Below are 15,031 nucleotides of genomic sequence, written 5' to 3'. Positions count from 1 at the left end.
ATGAATGAACAAACTTTTATTGATACGTTAAAAGAATCAGGTATAACATTATCAGATAAACAAATTAGTCAATTTGAAACATACTTTGAGATGTTAGTAGAGTGGAACGAAAAAATTAACTTAACAGCAGTTACTGAAAAAGAAGAAGTGTACTTGAAACACTTCTTTGATTCAGTGACACCAAGCTTTTATATAGATTTTAATGAAATTGAAACGATTTGTGATGTAGGGGCAGGCGCTGGATTTCCGAGTATCCCTTTAAAAATCGTATATCCACACTTGCAAATTACGATAGTAGATTCATTAAATAAAAGAATTAAATTTTTAAATGAATTAGCTGCATCATTAGACTTAGATAAAGTAAACTTTGTACATGATAGAGCAGAAACATTCGGTAAATCACAACAGTACCGAGAAAGCTTTGATCTTGTAACTGCAAGAGCAGTAGCACGATTATCTGTATTAAGTGAATTATGTCTACCTTTAGTGAAAAAGGGCGGTCAATTTGTAGCATTAAAAGGCTCACAAGGTAATGAAGAGTTAGAAGATGCACAATTTGCAATTTCTGTCTTAGGTGGAGAAGTAAAAACAGTAAATGAATTTACGCTACCTCTTGAAGAAAGTATGAGACAGATCATTACGATAGATAAATTAAGACAAACACCTAAGAAGTATCCAAGAAAGCCAGGAACACCAAACAAAGAACCTTTAACAAAATAATTCCTGGGAAATATGTATGAACGAAAGTAGGTATATTGAGATGAAAAAGCCTTTTTCTAAATTATTTGGACTTAAAGACAAAGAATTAGAACACATAGAAGAAGCACGAGCTGAAGGTAATGTGGCAGTCATATCAACAGAAAGAATAGTGCCAAACCGTTATCAACCGAGAAAAGTATTCGATGAATCTAAAATTAAAGAACTCGCACAATCTATAAAAGAACATGGATTATTACAACCTATTGTTGTTCGTCCAATTGAAGAAGGTATGTATGAAATCATAGCAGGTGAGCGAAGATTTCGTGCAATGAAATATAACGATTTACCAGAAACTGAAGTTATAATTAAACCATTAAATGACAAAGAAACAGCAGCCGTTGCACTAATTGAAAATATACAAAGAGAAAATTTATCAGCTATAGAAGAAGCGGAAGCCTATAAGAAATTGCTGGATTTAGAAGATATTACACAACATGATTTAGCAGTTAGTATGGGTAAGAGCCAATCATTTATAGCCAATAAATTAAGACTGCTCAAATTATCAGAACCTATTATTATTTCATTACAAAAAGGTGAAATAACAGAAAGACATGCAAGAGCATTGTTAGGTTTAGATGATGAAGGGCAGCAAGAAGTCTTAACATCCATACAATCTCAGAACTTAAACGTTAAACAAACAGAAGATCGCGTTAAGAAAATACGCGGCTCTGAAAAAGTAAAAGCAAAACAATTTCAATTCGAACAAGACATCACAGAAGCACTTGATTCACTCGGACAAAGCATTAAAAATGTTGAAAAAGAGGGTATTAAAATCAAGCGAATTGATGAAGAACATAAAGACTTCTATGAAATTACGATTAAAGTTTATAAGAAGAAATAATATATAAAGTTTGGGACATTATATAATATCCCAAACTCTTTTTTATGTTTACATATAGAATTTCTGTAAATTTCCGATATATTATTGTTATTTGTAAAAAAGTCATTTATACTTTTATGTAAACGTTTTCATTTAAAAGGGGGATTTTAATGATTACATTTTTAGTTTCTATCGTTTTATTAGTTATAGGTTATTTTACATATGGCAAGTATATTGAAAAAATGTTTGGTGTTAAGGATGAACGTCCGACGCCTGCTCATGATCAAAGGGATAATATTGATTTTGTTCCGATGTCGACAAATAAGAACTCATTGATTCAATTGTTAAATATTGCAGGGGTTGGACCGATATTTGGACCGATTATGGGTGCTTTATATGGACCAGTTGCTTTTATTTGGATTGTATTAGGGTCTATATTTGCTGGTGCTGTTCATGATTATTTAACAGGTATGATTTCTATCCGTAATAAGGGGGCTCATTTACCTGAATTAGCTGGTAAGTTCTTAGGTAATGTGATGAGACATCTCGTAAACGTCTTTACACTATTACTATTGTTATTAACAGGTACGGTATTTGTTACGAGTCCGGCATTACTATTACATTCTTTAATGGATGGTAGAGTGGCTTTAGGTATTATTATTTTTGTTATTTTCTTATATTATTTCTTATCAACAGTGCTACCTATCGACAAAATTATTGGTAAAGTTTATCCGATATTTGGTTTCATCTTGATGATTTCTGCAGTAGGAATCTTTGTACGATTAATTATGACTGGTGCAGAAATTCCGGAACTAACTTTGAAAAATATGCATCCTGATTCGGCGCCAATTTTTCCTTTATTATTCTTTACGATTACTTGTGGTGCTTTATCTGGTTTCCATGCGACACAATCACCGATTATTTCTAGAACGACGAATAATGAGAAAAATGGTCGTAAAATATTCTACGGTATGATGATTGCTGAAGGTATTATTGCGATGATTTGGGCTGCGGCTGCTATGAGTTTATTTGGTGGCTATGGTGGTCTACAAGAAGTGTTAGCGAAAGGTGAAGCGGCGCTTGTAGTGAGTGAGGCTTCTACTATGTTATTAGGTTCTGTATTTGGAACATTAGCGATTCTAGGTGTTATTGTATTACCAATAACAAGTGGTGATACTTCGTTTAGAAGTGCGAGAATGATTTTAGCTGATTATTTTAATTTCGGTCAGAAAAAAGTAATGAATCGCTTCGCAATTGCGATACCTATGTTTGTTATTAGTTTTATTTTAACGAGAGTAGACTTCACAATACTTTGGAGATACTTCTCATGGGCAAACCAAACAACAGCTGTTATCGCTCTATGGATAGGCGCTATGTATTTATTACTATCTAAAAAGAATTTCTATGTCGCTTTAATACCTGCTTTATTTATGACATGGAATATATTCACGTATATATTAAGCCAACCAATTGGATTTGGGATGGATTTATCACTTAGTTATTGGTTGTCAGCTGGTTTGACGATTTTATGGTCTATGTATTTCTATTATTTATATCGTAAAAATAGTGAAAATGCGATAGAAATAGATTATCAAATCGGTGGATCACCCGTATCTAAATATTAAACAGTAAAAGCACCTTTCGATCTCCATCGAAAGGTGCTTTTTATATATTTAATATAGGGAAGGTAGTCTGCCATACGATACTCGCTCAAAAATATCATATGGCAGTGCTATTATTTAGGGGTAATAGCAAATGCGCGGACAGGGAATCCGGGTGCATTTTTAGGTTTAGGGCTAATGGCTAATATAACTGAACCACGAGTTGGTAGTTCGTCTAATCCGGTTAACAGTTCTATTTGAAAAGTATCTAAACCAAGTACGTATCGTTCACCGACAATGTCATTATTTTTACGGATGTCTACTGAAGCATCAGTATCAAATGTTTCATGTCCGATTGACTTGATCTTTCTCTCTTCAAACAAGTATTTAAGTGCGTCTAATGACCATCCTGGGAGATGTTCATGACCATCATTGTCTTTGTTCTCAAATTGCTCTTTATCTGGCCATTTCTTTGACCAGTCACTTCTAAATGCGACAAACGTTCCACTTTCAATTGGTCCATTTTCAGATTCCCATTGAAGAATGTGTTCTTTAGTTAGTCTGAAATCTGAATCTTGGGCTACTTCTTTTGAGAAATCTAACACGATTAAAGGTAAGACTGTTTCTTGTAAACCGAGTTCATGTAAATATCGTTTATGTTCTACAAAATGTATAGGTGCATCTATATGCGTGCCATATTGTGTAGGAAATTGCCATGATTGGGCAAAGAAACCGTCATCTTTAACTTTATATAATGTTTTTGTTTCTGCATTTTCAAAAGCTGAAAAATGTGGAGATTCTGAATCAAATGTATGCGTTAAATCTACCCATTTATATTCTTTCAGTTGATTTAGCGAGCTCCATAATGGATATGACATAACATCACCTCATTTATTAGTTAGGTTGTTTAACTGTATTGTCTTGACGTAATTTTTCTACTGAATTTACTAATACAGTTAAAGCTTGTTTTACTTCTTCTTCTTGTCTTGTCTTCAATCCGCAATCAGGGTTTACCCAGAATAGAGAACGGTCAATTTCTTGAAGTGCTCTATCGATTGCAACTGTAATTTCTTCTTCTGTAGGTATACGAGGGCTATGAATATCATATACACCTAAACCGATACCTAAGTCATATGTGATATCTTCAAAATCTTTGATTAAGTCACCATGACTTCTTGAAGTTTCGATTGAGATAACATCAGCATCTAATGATTTGATCGCATGGATGATTTGACCAAATTGTGAGTAGCACATATGTGTATGAATTTGTGTTGAATCTTGTACTGAAGAAGTTGATAATCTGAATGAATGTACAGCTTTATTTAAATAATCTTCATGGTATTCAGAACGTAAAGGTAAGCCTTCGCGCAATGCAGGTTCGTCTACTTGGATGACTTTAATACCCGCTTCTTCAAGTGCTAGAACTTCTTCATTAATGGCTAATGCGATTTGATCTTGAACTTCGCTACGTGGGATATCCACACGTTCGAATGACCAGTTTAAGATTGTAACTGGACCTGTAAGCATACCTTTAACAGGTTTGTCAGTTAAACTTTGAGCATATAATGTCTCTTTAACTGTTAATGGTGCTGTCCATTTAACATCTCCGTAAATGATTGGTGGCTTAACGGCACGAGAACCATATGATTGAACCCAACCAAACTTAGTTACTAAGAATCCGTTTAGCTTTTCACCGAAGAATTCAACCATGTCATTACGTTCAAATTCACCGTGTACTAATACGTCTAATCCAATTTCTTCTTGAATTTCAATCCAACGTTTAATTTCATTTTGTACGAATTCTTCGTATTTTTCATCTGAAATACGATTGTTTTTCCAATCAGCACGGTATTTACGTACTTCTCTTGATTGAGGGAATGAACCAATCGTTGTTGTTGGTAAGTCTGGTAAATTTAATACTTGATCTTGTAAGACTTTTCTTTCTTTAAATGGTGTTGTACGTTCTGATTTAACTGAATCATAGTCATATTCTAGTTGTTTGAATGATTGACTTTCAAAGCGTTCATATTGCGCTTTTAATTCGTTATATAAAGTGTCATCATTTTCGTTAAATAATTGTTTTAAAGCATATAGTTCGTCTAATTTTTCAGTCGCAAAGCTTAAACCTTCACGAACTGAGTCGTCTAATGTTTCTTCTTCTAAAGTAACTGGTACATGTAATAATGAAGAAGATGGTTGAATAACTAATTCATCTGTATAAGATTGTAATGTTTCGATTAAAGCTTTCTTCTCTTCAATATTAGTTGACCAAACATTTCTACCATCAACGATACCAGCGAATAAAGCTTTTTCTTTAGGGAATAAGCCATCTTTGATTTGTTGTAAGTTAAAGCCATTGTCATGTACAAAATCTAAACCGAAACCATAGACTGGTAGTTGACCAACAAAGTTTAAATCTACGCGTTCGAAATATGTTTGTAAGACAAGTTTCGCAGCAGGTGCCGCTTCGTTAAAGAATTCATATGCTTCTTTAGTAATATCTTGAAGATCAGCTGCACCGTCTGTTACTAGAATTGGCTCATCTACTTGGATGTATTCAGCGCCAGCATTAGTTAATTGCTCGAATACTTCTTTATATAATGGTAAAAGTGTTCTTACTTTTTCGTCGAAACTTTGGTCGCCACCTTTAGATAATGCTACGTATGTAACAGGTCCAAGAATAACTGGATGAGATGTTACACCAACTTCTTTAGAAAAGTTGAATTTCTCAAGTAACACATTGTTATTTAATTGAGGTGACACGTTGTCCCATTCAGGTACGATGTAGTGGTAGTTTGTGTTGAACCATTTGATTAACGCACTTGCAACATGATCTTTGTTACCACGTGCAATATCGAATAATAAATCGTCATCTACAGGACGTCCTTGGAAACGTTCTGGAATAATGTTAAATAGTAATGATGTATCTAACACGTGGTCATATAGTGAGAAATCACCAGTAGGGATATGATCAACATGATGGTCTTTCTGAATTGTTAAAATTTCTTTGTGTAAATCCTGCAACGTTTGATCTAATTCGGCTTTATCTATTTTTTTAGCCCAGTAACTTTCGATGGCTTTTTTCCATTCTCTTTTCTTACCTAGTCTTGGGAATCCTAAATTTGATGTTTTAATTGTCATAATATTGCCTCCTTGGTTTTTGTTCCAGTTTTTAGTTGTGAATAATTTGCTAATTCAACTGTTAAATCATATTTTAAAAATGGTGTAACTAAGTACAAGCCATTAAAATATTGGTGTACTGCATCAATCAATTGTTTACTCAAATTAATACTGAGCTCTCTTGTTGCATCTCTGTCATCTTTGACTTTTTCAAAGGCGTTTAGCACCGTATCTGATAGTTTAATACCAGGTACTTCGTTGTGTAAGAAGAGTGCGTTATTGTAATTCGTAATTGGCATAATACCAATGAAAATCGGCGCTTCTATATGTTTAGTTGCTTCATATATTTCTTTAACTCTTTCAGGTTCATAAATCGGTTGTGTAATAAAGTATTCCATTCCAGATTCAATCTTTTTTTCTAATCTTTTGACTGCTGGCTCTAGTCGTCTTACATTTGGATTGAATGCACCTGCAACAGAGAAGTTCGTATTGCTTCTCAATGTGTCTCCATCGGCGTTTATACCTTGATTAAACTGAGTAATAATTTCAGCTAATCCGCTAGAATTAACGTCGAATACACTTGTTGCGCCAGGGAAGTTACCCACTTTAGAAGGGTCGCCCGTAATCGTTAAGATGTCATTAATACCAAGTAATGAAAGGCCCATTAGGTGAGATTGCAAGCCGATTAAGTTTCTATCACGGCAAGCTAAGTGTACGAGTGGTCTAATTTTATATTTTTGTTTAATGACACTTGCTGCGGCAATGTTAGAAATTCTTACACTCGCTAATGAATTATCAGCAAGCGTGACCGCATCTACACCTGTATCTTCAAGGGCTTGTATCCCATCGAAAAATTTATTCGTATCTAAATGTTTAGGTGTGTCTAATTCAACAATAACGGTTGGTCTTTGTTGAACAAGCTCTTTAATACTAGGTTCTTCTTTATTTTGCTTTTTGTACTGTTTTGTTTCGATTGGTATAACATTTTTATGCTTGATAGGCTTTAAATCTTTGACGACATTCTTTATTTTTTTAATATGTTCCGGTGTAGTACCACAACATCCACCTATTAATCTGACGCCTTGGTTAACGAGCTCTTTAGCTGCATCTGAAAAGTAATCTGAGTTGTTATTGTATTTCAAGTCGTTGTCTTCTAAATCCAGTAAACTTGCATTTGGATAACATGAAAGGTAAGCATGATCAGGTAAGTCAATATGTTTAAATGTCTTAATCATATGGTATGGACCGTGATGACAATTTAAACCAACGACATCTGCACCGGCGTTTACTAATGTTTTTAATGCATCTGGTATAGGTGTGCCATTTCTCAAATAATTTGTATTACTAGCTGTTAGTTGAGCAATAATCGGAATGTCGTATCTTGCTTTTGTATCTTTTAAGACAGCAAGTAATTCTTCTAAATCGTAGTATGTTTCAAATAAAATACCATCTACACCTTCATTAACAAGTGTTTCAATTTGAATCTCTGTGTGATATTGAATAGCTTCAATTGATAAGTTACTCTTTTTGATATTACGAAAACCGCCTACCGTACCTAGAATAAACGTATGGTCGTTGCTCGCTCTTTTAGCGATTTGAACAGCTTCTCGATGAATTTCTTTTACGCGATGTTCTAAATTAAAATCTTGAAGCTTCTCAAAATTTGCACCGTACGTGTTTGTTTGAATAATATCTGCACCAGCTTCAATATATGAACGGTGAATTTGTTCTATCTTGTTAGGATGTGTCAAATTATAACTTTCTGGGCAAGTATCCAATCCTTCAGAGTAGAGGATGGTTCCAATTGCTCCGTCAGCTAATAAAATTTGGTTCTTTAACGCTTCTTTTAGACTCATATGTAGCCTCCTTTAATGCCCAATCGATATCTGTAATCAATTCTTTGACATCTTCTAAGCCGACTGACAATCTAAATAATCCGTTAGTGATACCACGTTTAGCTCTCACTTCTTCAGGGATGGCTGCGTGACTCATTGTAGCTGGGTGAGAAAGAATCGTTTCTACACCACCTAAGCTTACAGATACAAGTGGGATATTAAGATGGTCAACAAATGCTTGTGCTTTTGATTCATCTTTAAGTCTGAATCCGAGCACGGCACCGCCATTTTTAGCTTGTCTTAAATGTGTGTCATTTGTGATTGGATAATAGACTGTTTCAATTGCTTCATTATCGATTAAATATCTATAAATTTGTTCTGTGTTATAAACAGATTGTTTAAATCTAATTGGTAATGTCTTTAAATGCTTAGCAAGTGTCCAAGAATCATAAACACTTAATCCTGAACCTGTACCATTTTGAATAAGGTAAATTTCATTTTTAAGTTCTGGGTCATTCACGACTACTGCTCCAGCTATGAGGTCACTGTGACCACCTAAGAATTTTGTAGCTGAATGAACGACGATGTCAGCACCTAGTTTCAATGGTGATTGTCCTAACGGTGTCATAAATGTATTATCGACAGCTAATAGTGCGTCGTGTTTACGTGCAATTTGGCTAACTCCATCAATATCTGTCACTTTAAAGAGTGGGTTAGAAGGTGTTTCAACATAGATCAATTTCGTATTATCTTGAACAGCTTCTTTGATATTTTGTAAGTCTGTTTGATCGACAGTTGTAAATTCTATTTCAAATTTCTTAAGAATTTGTTCAGTTAGTCTGAACGTTCCGCCGTAAACATCATCTGGAAGAATCACGTGGTCTCCTGGTTTCAATGTTAAGAAGACAGCTGTTATTGCAGCAATTCCTGAACTAAATGCAAATCCGTAATTACCGCCTTCTAAATCTGCTAACTTTTCTTCAAGTAACTTTCTATTAGGGTTACCACTGCGTGCATAGTCAAATTCTTGATTGCCCCCTAAAGTTTCTTGATGGTAAGTCGATGAATAGTATAATGGTTGATTGCTTGATAAGTGCTCGTTACCTCTAGTGGAATCCAATATTAAAGACGTTTCTTTTGAATAGCTCATATTGACACTCCTTCTTTTCTTGAATTTTTTAAGGCTTGTAGTATGTCTTCGTAAATATCTTCGTAATCTTCTATTCCAATAGATAAACGGAGTAAATATTCATCAATACCGCGTTTATCTTTTTCTTCATCTGCCATATCTACATGTGTTTGTGTATATGGGAAAGTGATAAATGTTTCAGTACCGCCAAGACTTTCAGCAAATATACATAATTTAATATTTTGTAAGAAGCTATCAACGCTATATGCATTGTTTAAACGGATACTTAACATTCCGGTTTGACCTGAGTAAAGGACTTCATCAATGCTTTCAACAGATTGTAGTGAATGTGCTAACTTTTGAGCATTTTCAGTAGAACGGTCAAGTCGTAAATGTAATGTCTTTAAGCCTCTCAGTAATAAATAACTATCGAATGGTGAAAGTGTTGCACCGATCATATTATGAAATTGGCCAAGCACTTCACCTAAGTAGTCATCTGCTACAGTGACAATGCCAGCTAACACATCATTATGACCACTTATGTACTTTGTAGCAGAATGTAAGACGATGTCAGCACCGTCTTTTAAAGGTGTTGATAAGTATGGTGTTAAGAACGTGTTATCTATAATCGTTAATATATTTCTTGCTTGTGCAATTTCATATAAAGGATTTAAATCTACTGAGAACATTAACGGATTTGAAATGGGTTCAATAAAGAATGCACGTGTATGTTCGTTAATAGATGCGTTTACTTCATCAATATTTGAAAAGTCTATGTACTTAAATTTGATGTTGTATTGTTTTTCATAAAATTCAAATAATCTAAATGTGCCACCATATAAGTCGAATGACACTAAGATTTCATCATTTGGTTTAAATAAGTTACAAACTAATTGGATACTAGCCATACCACTTGATGTTGCAAATGAGTATTTACCACCTTCAAGTTTGGCAAATGCATCTTCAAAGTTTGAGCGAGTTGGATTTTTTGTTCTTGTATAATCAAAACCAGTCGAACAACCTAATTTTTCATGTTGATAGGCTGTAGAAAGATAAATTGGGTTTGTAGTAGCCCCAGTATGGTCTTTAGTTAATGAAATTTGAGCGAGTTGAGTAGATTTCATAATAGCCTTCCTCCCTAATGAATTTAAAAATAAAAAAAGCTTCCGTCCTTTAAACCCGAAATAAATCGGATGTAAAGGACGAAAGCTTAGCTCGCGGTACCACCTTTGTTCGCAATGACATTACTGACATTACCTCTATAAGTACGAGTCTCTTACAAGAAGATATAATGGCAGTAAAATTGGTGAACAAATTCCAGTACGCCATCATCGCTAAAGAGACTTTAATACTGTATCGCTATAACGGGCGATCCCGTTGACACCTCAATATCGATGCCACCACTCCAAGGCCATTTTCAATCTTTCTTTCAATGTCCCCTTTCAGCAAATGGGAACTCTCTGATGATTGCAGTGTAAGATTTACTTTCCTTTTTATCGTGATTTTATTTGTTTTCGTTGTTGATATATTACACAATACTATGCGTATATTTTTTTGTCAACAACTTTTCTGAATATTTTAATTTATCGCTCAACTTTTCTTTTGTGCATATCCCTTTCAAAATTGTTATAATCTAATTTGGATGTTTTACGTGAAACATACGAGAATAAATAACGTGGTGATGAAATGAAAGAAAGAAATCAAGCATTAACAGATAAGATTTCTTATAACCATAGTCATGATAAAATTGTTGAACTTCCTTTAGAAAAATTAAGAAGGAATCCGTATCAACCGAGAGATTATTTTGATGAAGAAGCTTTGAGAGATTTAACTCAGTCTATTTCACAGCATGGTGTGTTGCAACCTATCGTCGTAAGAGAAACGATAAAAGGTTACGACATCGTAGTAGGTGAAAGAAGATTTAGAGCAAGTCAATTAGCTAACAAAGATTCAGTACCGGCAATCATTAAAAATTTAACCGATGAAGAAATGTTAGAACTTGCTATTATAGAGAATCTTCAACGTGAAAATTTAAAACCTCTAGAAGAAGCAAAAAGTTATGCGACGATGATGGAAGAACTGAACTTAAAACAACAAGACGTAGCATATAGATTAGGGAAATCAAGATCATACATTGCAAATGTCTTAAGGTTGCTCAACTTACCACCAAGTGTAAAAAAATTAATCAACGAAGAAAAAATATCAAGTGCACATGGTAGAACATTACTTGGTTTAGATAAGAAACATCAATTAGATCAAGTGGCTAAAAAAGTTGTAAAAGAACATATGAGTGTTAGAGCATTAGAAGAATATATTAAACAGTTAAATGCTCATGGCCAAGACAAGAAAAAGAAATCCAAACAACCGAAACCTAATTTCTTAGTTAAACATGAATATCAATTAAAAGAAAAGTTTGGAACGAATATTGATATTTCTAAGACTAAAAAAGTAGGTAAAATTTCTCTTGAATTTAATTCTGAAGATGAATATAAGAGAATATTAGAATTATTGTTAGAAGAATAAGAGGTGTAAAAGTGAATAAGATTATGAACATCATCCATAAATTGATAGACCCATTTATGGATCCAGAAAATTGGCAGAAGTGGATAGAACAAATATTAATCGGCATATTCTACATTGTATTAGCTTACGTCATTATTAAAGTGCTTCATAAAGTCGTAGAGAAATTCTTTACAACGAAATACGGAACTAAGAGGGTAGGGAAGTCTAACAAGCGTGCTAAAACAATGGTTAACTTACTACAAAATGTTATTTCTTATGTCGTATGGTTTATAGTTGCGACAACGATTTTAAGCAATTTAGGCATAAGAGTTGAAAGTATTATTGCTGGTGCCGGTGTTGTAGGGTTAGCAATTGGTTTCGGCGCACAAACTTTAGTGAAAGATGTCATTACGGGCTTTTTTATTATTTTCGAAAATCAATTTGATGTTGGCGATTATGTAAAAATTAATACAACAGGTACCACTGTTGCGGAAGGTACTGTACAATCAATAGGAATGAGATCTACAAGAATATTATCATTTGCTGGTGATTTAACAATACTTCCTAATGGTACAATGAATGAGATTGTAAACTTCTCAATTCATAACGGTATGGCTATCGTAGAAATCCCTGTATCTATTAAAGAAGATTTAGATGAAGTTGAAAGTAAGTTAAATGAATTTTTACCAACAGTTAAAGAAAGATATGAAATATTCATTAAAGATCCTGAAATTTTAGGTGTAGAAACTGTGACGGCAGGGGAAGCAACGATTAAAATAGCAGGTGAAACAGAACCAAATGAACATGCATCAGGTGCAAGAATCTTAAGAAGAGAAGTGAAATCTTTCTTCGATAAAGAAGGTATTCAAGCGCCAATTCCAACAATGGTTTCTTATAATCCAAATAACATTCAATAATCATCTAATCGGGAGGCAAAAATATGATCAAATCATATGAGTTAAATGATATCGTTGAAATGAAAAAACAACACGCATGTGGGTATAATAGATTTAAAATTATAAGGCTCGGTGCAGATGTTAGAATAAAATGTGAAGAATGTTCTCGTAGTATTATGCTACCAAGACAAGAGTTTAATAAAAAAATTAAAAAAATATTAGTAAAAGGACAAGGTGAATAAAATATGGCATTAACAGCTGGCATAGTAGGATTACCAAACGTAGGTAAATCAACATTATTTAACGCAATTACGAAAGCAGGAGCACTTGCAGCGAACTATCCTTTCGCAACAATCGACCCTAACGTAGGGATTGTAGAAGTACCAGACCACCGTTTACAAGAATTAACGAAATTAGTAAAACCTAAGAAAACTGTACCAACAGCATTCGAATTTACAGATATTGCAGGTATCGTTAAAGGTGCATCTAAAGGTGAAGGATTAGGAAATAAATTCTTATCACATATCCGTGAAGTAGATGCGATTTGCCAAGTCGTACGTGCATTTGTTGATGAAAATGTAACGCACGTATCAGGAAAAGTAGATCCAATCGATGATATTGAAGTTATTAATATGGAATTAGTATTAGCTGACTTAGAATCAGTAGAAAAACGCTATGAAAGAGTAGCAAAAATGGCAAAACAAAAAGATAAAGATGCCGTGGTTGAAGAAAAAGTATTAGCAAAAATTAAAGAAACATTAGAAAACAATAACCCAGTAAGAAGTTTAGAATTCACACCAGAAGAAAAAGCAATCGTGAAACATTTAAGCTTACTTACTTCTAAACCAATGTTATATGTAGCAAACGTAGCAGAAGATGAAGTAGCAAGTCCAGAAGATAACGAATACGTACAAAAAATCGAAGAATACGCAAGTAACGAAGGTTCACAAGTTATCGTTATTTCAGCAAAAATCGAAGAAGAATTAGCAACATTAGATGACGAAGACCGCGAAATGTTCTTAGAAGATTTAGGCGTAGAAGAAGCAGGATTAGACAAATTAATCCGCGCATCATATAACTTATTAGGATTAGCAACATACTTTACAGCAGGTGAACAAGAAGTAAGAGCATGGACATTTAAAGAAGGCATGACAGCACCACAATGTGCAGGAATCATCCATACAGACTTCGAAAGAGGCTTCATAAGAGCAGAAACCGTAAGTTATGACGATTTATTAGCAAATAACGGTATGAACGGTGCTAAAGAAGCGGGTAAAGTAAGATTAGAAGGTAAAGAATACCTAATGAAAGACGGAGACGTTGTACACTTTAGATTTAATGTGTAAGATAAAGGCCAGTAGTGTTTATGCACTATTGGCTTTTTCTGTGATATCATTGAGAAAAAGATTGTAAAAAGTAATACTCTATGCTATAATTCTTGATTGTGAGTAATGAAAATTATTCCTTGCTTAATACTGAGTTATTAGGCCGCATAGACCACAAGGAGGTGTAAATTGATGAGAACATATGAAGTAATGTACGTAGTACGTCCAAATATCGAAGACGAAGCTAGAAAAGCTGTCGTTGAGCGTTTTAAAGGAATCTTATCTTCAAACGGTTCAGAAATCATCGAAGAAAAGGATTGGGGTAAACGTCGTTTAGCTTATGAAATCCAAGACTTCACAGAAGGTTTCTACAACATCGTTAGAGTTAAGTCTGAAAATGACGAAGCTATCAGTGAATTTGATCGTTTAGCAAAAATCTCTGATGATATCATTCGTCACATCGTAGTACGCGAAGAAGAAAAATAATTTAACTTATAAAATGGGGGAGATTAAATGATTAATCGTGTTGTATTAGTCGGTCGATTAACTAAAGATCCGGAATACAGAGTAACACCCTCAGGCGTTCAAGTTGCTACTTTTACTTTAGCTATTAATCGTACTTATACGAATCAGCAAGGTGAAAGAGAAGCTGACTTTATCAACTGTGTTGTATTTAGACGTCCCGCAGAGAATGTAAACAATTACTTATCTAAAGGTAGTCTGGCAGGAGTTGAAGGTCGTCTACAATCTCGTAGCTACGAGAACCAAGAAGGTCGTCGTGTTTATGTAACTGAAGTTGTTTGTGACAGTGTTCAATTCCTTGAACCAAAAGGCGCAAACCAACGTCAATCTGGTAATGATAATCAATCATATAACCAAAATAATAACGAATTCCAAAATTATGGACAAGACTTTGGTGGTAACCAACAACAAGGACAAAAAGCACCTTCAAATCAACAGTCAAATAATCAACAATCAAGTAATCCATTTGCAAACGCTAATGGCCCAATTGATATCAGTGATGATGATTTGCCGTTCTAATAG

At 34.1% G+C, this 15,031-nt stretch carries 14 protein-coding genes and 1 other annotated feature; of the genes, 9 read left to right on the top strand and 5 right to left on the bottom strand.

Annotated elements, in window-relative coordinates; translation table 11 throughout:
- The 3 genes from rsmG (at position 1) to LQ675_RS13115 (ending at position 3,204) form a co-directional block, all read left to right on the top strand.
- Positions 1 to 720 carry a 16S rRNA (guanine(527)-N(7))-methyltransferase RsmG gene (gene rsmG, locus LQ675_RS13125; RefSeq protein ID WP_107603083.1) on the top strand — a complete coding sequence of 240 codons (720 nt, stop codon included), beginning with the start codon at positions 1 to 3 and terminating at the stop codon, positions 718 to 720.
- A 40-nt stretch (positions 721 to 760) separates the two neighbouring features.
- On the top strand, positions 761 to 1,600 hold the full coding sequence (noc, locus tag LQ675_RS13120) for a nucleoid occlusion protein (protein ID WP_048542895.1): 840 nt from the start codon (positions 761 to 763) through the stop codon (positions 1,598 to 1,600).
- Positions 1,601 to 1,749: 149 nt separating this feature from the next.
- The gene (locus tag LQ675_RS13115) at positions 1,750 to 3,204 is read left to right on the top strand and encodes a carbon starvation CstA family protein (RefSeq protein WP_048542897.1); all 1,455 of its coding nucleotides are present in this window, start codon (positions 1,750 to 1,752) and stop codon (positions 3,202 to 3,204) included.
- A 110-nt stretch (positions 3,205 to 3,314) separates the two neighbouring features.
- Here the strand turns inward: LQ675_RS13115 and LQ675_RS13110 are convergent, their stop codons facing one another.
- From LQ675_RS13110 to LQ675_RS13090, 5 genes are read right to left on the bottom strand one after another with little or no spacing between them, the layout of a single operon-like run.
- On the bottom strand, positions 3,315 to 4,058 hold the full coding sequence (locus tag LQ675_RS13110) for a cyclase family protein (RefSeq protein WP_058590722.1): 744 nt from the start codon (positions 4,056 to 4,058) through the stop codon (positions 3,315 to 3,317).
- 16 nt (positions 4,059 to 4,074) lie between these two features.
- Positions 4,075 to 6,324, bottom strand: a complete 2,250-nt coding sequence (metE, locus tag LQ675_RS13105; protein WP_106417464.1) for a 5-methyltetrahydropteroyltriglutamate--homocysteine S-methyltransferase — start codon at positions 6,322 to 6,324, stop codon at positions 4,075 to 4,077.
- A complete protein-coding gene (locus LQ675_RS13100) occupies positions 6,318 to 8,156 on the bottom strand; it encodes a bifunctional homocysteine S-methyltransferase/methylenetetrahydrofolate reductase (protein WP_078354856.1) in 1,839 nt (612 codons plus the stop codon). The genes metE and LQ675_RS13100 overlap by 7 nt, the downstream gene beginning before the upstream one ends.
- Positions 8,113 to 9,285, bottom strand: coding sequence for a cystathionine beta-lyase MetC (gene metC / locus LQ675_RS13095; protein ID WP_048542905.1), 1,173 nt, complete (start codon positions 9,283 to 9,285; stop codon positions 8,113 to 8,115). Before metC ends, LQ675_RS13100 begins: the two co-directional genes overlap by 44 nt.
- Complete coding sequence (locus LQ675_RS13090; protein WP_078354857.1) at positions 9,282 to 10,388, bottom strand: PLP-dependent transferase; 1,107 nt, start codon at positions 10,386 to 10,388, stop codon at positions 9,282 to 9,284. The genes metC and LQ675_RS13090 overlap by 4 nt, the downstream gene beginning before the upstream one ends.
- A 71-nt stretch (positions 10,389 to 10,459) precedes the next feature.
- Positions 10,460 to 10,770: a binding site (T-box leader), on the bottom strand.
- 180 nt (positions 10,771 to 10,950) lie between these two features.
- On the opposite strand from LQ675_RS13090, the gene LQ675_RS13085 reads away from it, so the two are divergent.
- The 6 genes from LQ675_RS13085 to ssb all read left to right on the top strand — a co-directional run bounded on the left by LQ675_RS13085 (position 10,951) and on the right by ssb (position 15,028).
- Positions 10,951 to 11,787: a ParB/RepB/Spo0J family partition protein gene (locus tag LQ675_RS13085; protein ID WP_107603082.1), complete on the top strand. Its 837-nt coding sequence runs from the start codon at positions 10,951 to 10,953 to the stop codon at positions 11,785 to 11,787.
- A gap of 11 nt (positions 11,788 to 11,798) precedes the next feature.
- The gene (locus LQ675_RS13080; RefSeq protein ID WP_025906205.1) at positions 11,799 to 12,683 is read left to right on the top strand and encodes a mechanosensitive ion channel family protein; all 885 of its coding nucleotides are present in this window, start codon (positions 11,799 to 11,801) and stop codon (positions 12,681 to 12,683) included.
- A 23-nt stretch (positions 12,684 to 12,706) separates the two neighbouring features.
- A complete protein-coding gene (locus LQ675_RS13075) occupies positions 12,707 to 12,904 on the top strand; it encodes a DUF951 domain-containing protein (protein WP_025906204.1) in 198 nt (65 codons plus the stop codon).
- A gap of 3 nt (positions 12,905 to 12,907) precedes the next feature.
- Positions 12,908 to 14,008, top strand: a complete 1,101-nt coding sequence (ychF, locus tag LQ675_RS13070; protein ID WP_058590728.1) for a redox-regulated ATPase YchF — start codon at positions 12,908 to 12,910, stop codon at positions 14,006 to 14,008.
- A 171-nt stretch (positions 14,009 to 14,179) separates the two neighbouring features.
- On the top strand, positions 14,180 to 14,473 hold the full coding sequence (rpsF, locus tag LQ675_RS13065; protein WP_025906202.1) for a 30S ribosomal protein S6: 294 nt from the start codon (positions 14,180 to 14,182) through the stop codon (positions 14,471 to 14,473).
- A 27-nt stretch (positions 14,474 to 14,500) separates the two neighbouring features.
- On the top strand, positions 14,501 to 15,028 hold the full coding sequence (gene ssb, locus LQ675_RS13060) for a single-stranded DNA-binding protein (protein WP_025906200.1): 528 nt from the start codon (positions 14,501 to 14,503) through the stop codon (positions 15,026 to 15,028).
- Positions 15,029 to 15,031: the final 3 nt, after the last annotated feature.

This window comes from Mammaliicoccus sp. D-M19 (genome assembly GCF_022386695.1).
Lineage (GTDB): Bacteria > Bacillota > Bacilli > Staphylococcales > Staphylococcaceae > Mammaliicoccus > Mammaliicoccus sciuri.
This window is presented reverse-complemented; position numbering and strand designations above follow the sequence as displayed.

What these genes read in the sequence shown, in the direction of transcription:
- rpsF (WP_025906202.1), top strand. Translation starts at nt 14,180, where the DNA reads ATGAGAACATATGAAGTAATGTACGTAGTACGTCCAAATATCGAAGAC.
- LQ675_RS13115 (WP_048542897.1), top strand. Translation starts at nt 1,750, where the DNA reads ATGATTACATTTTTAGTTTCTATCGTTTTATTAGTTATAGGTTATTTT.
- metC (WP_048542905.1), bottom strand. Translation starts at nt 9,285, where the DNA reads ATGAGCTATTCAAAAGAAACGTCTTTAATATTGGATTCCACTAGAGGT.
- LQ675_RS13100 (WP_078354856.1), bottom strand. Translation starts at nt 8,156, where the DNA reads ATGAGTCTAAAAGAAGCGTTAAAGAACCAAATTTTATTAGCTGACGGA.
- rsmG (WP_107603083.1), top strand. Translation starts at nt 1, where the DNA reads ATGAATGAACAAACTTTTATTGATACGTTAAAAGAATCAGGTATAACA.
- LQ675_RS13075 (WP_025906204.1), top strand. Translation starts at nt 12,707, where the DNA reads ATGATCAAATCATATGAGTTAAATGATATCGTTGAAATGAAAAAACAA.
- LQ675_RS13090 (WP_078354857.1), bottom strand. Translation starts at nt 10,388, where the DNA reads ATGAAATCTACTCAACTCGCTCAAATTTCATTAACTAAAGACCATACT.
- noc (WP_048542895.1), top strand. Translation starts at nt 761, where the DNA reads ATGAAAAAGCCTTTTTCTAAATTATTTGGACTTAAAGACAAAGAATTA.
- LQ675_RS13110 (WP_058590722.1), bottom strand. Translation starts at nt 4,058, where the DNA reads ATGTCATATCCATTATGGAGCTCGCTAAATCAACTGAAAGAATATAAA.
- ssb (WP_025906200.1), top strand. Translation starts at nt 14,501, where the DNA reads ATGATTAATCGTGTTGTATTAGTCGGTCGATTAACTAAAGATCCGGAA.
- LQ675_RS13085 (WP_107603082.1), top strand. Translation starts at nt 10,951, where the DNA reads ATGAAAGAAAGAAATCAAGCATTAACAGATAAGATTTCTTATAACCAT.
- ychF (WP_058590728.1), top strand. Translation starts at nt 12,908, where the DNA reads ATGGCATTAACAGCTGGCATAGTAGGATTACCAAACGTAGGTAAATCA.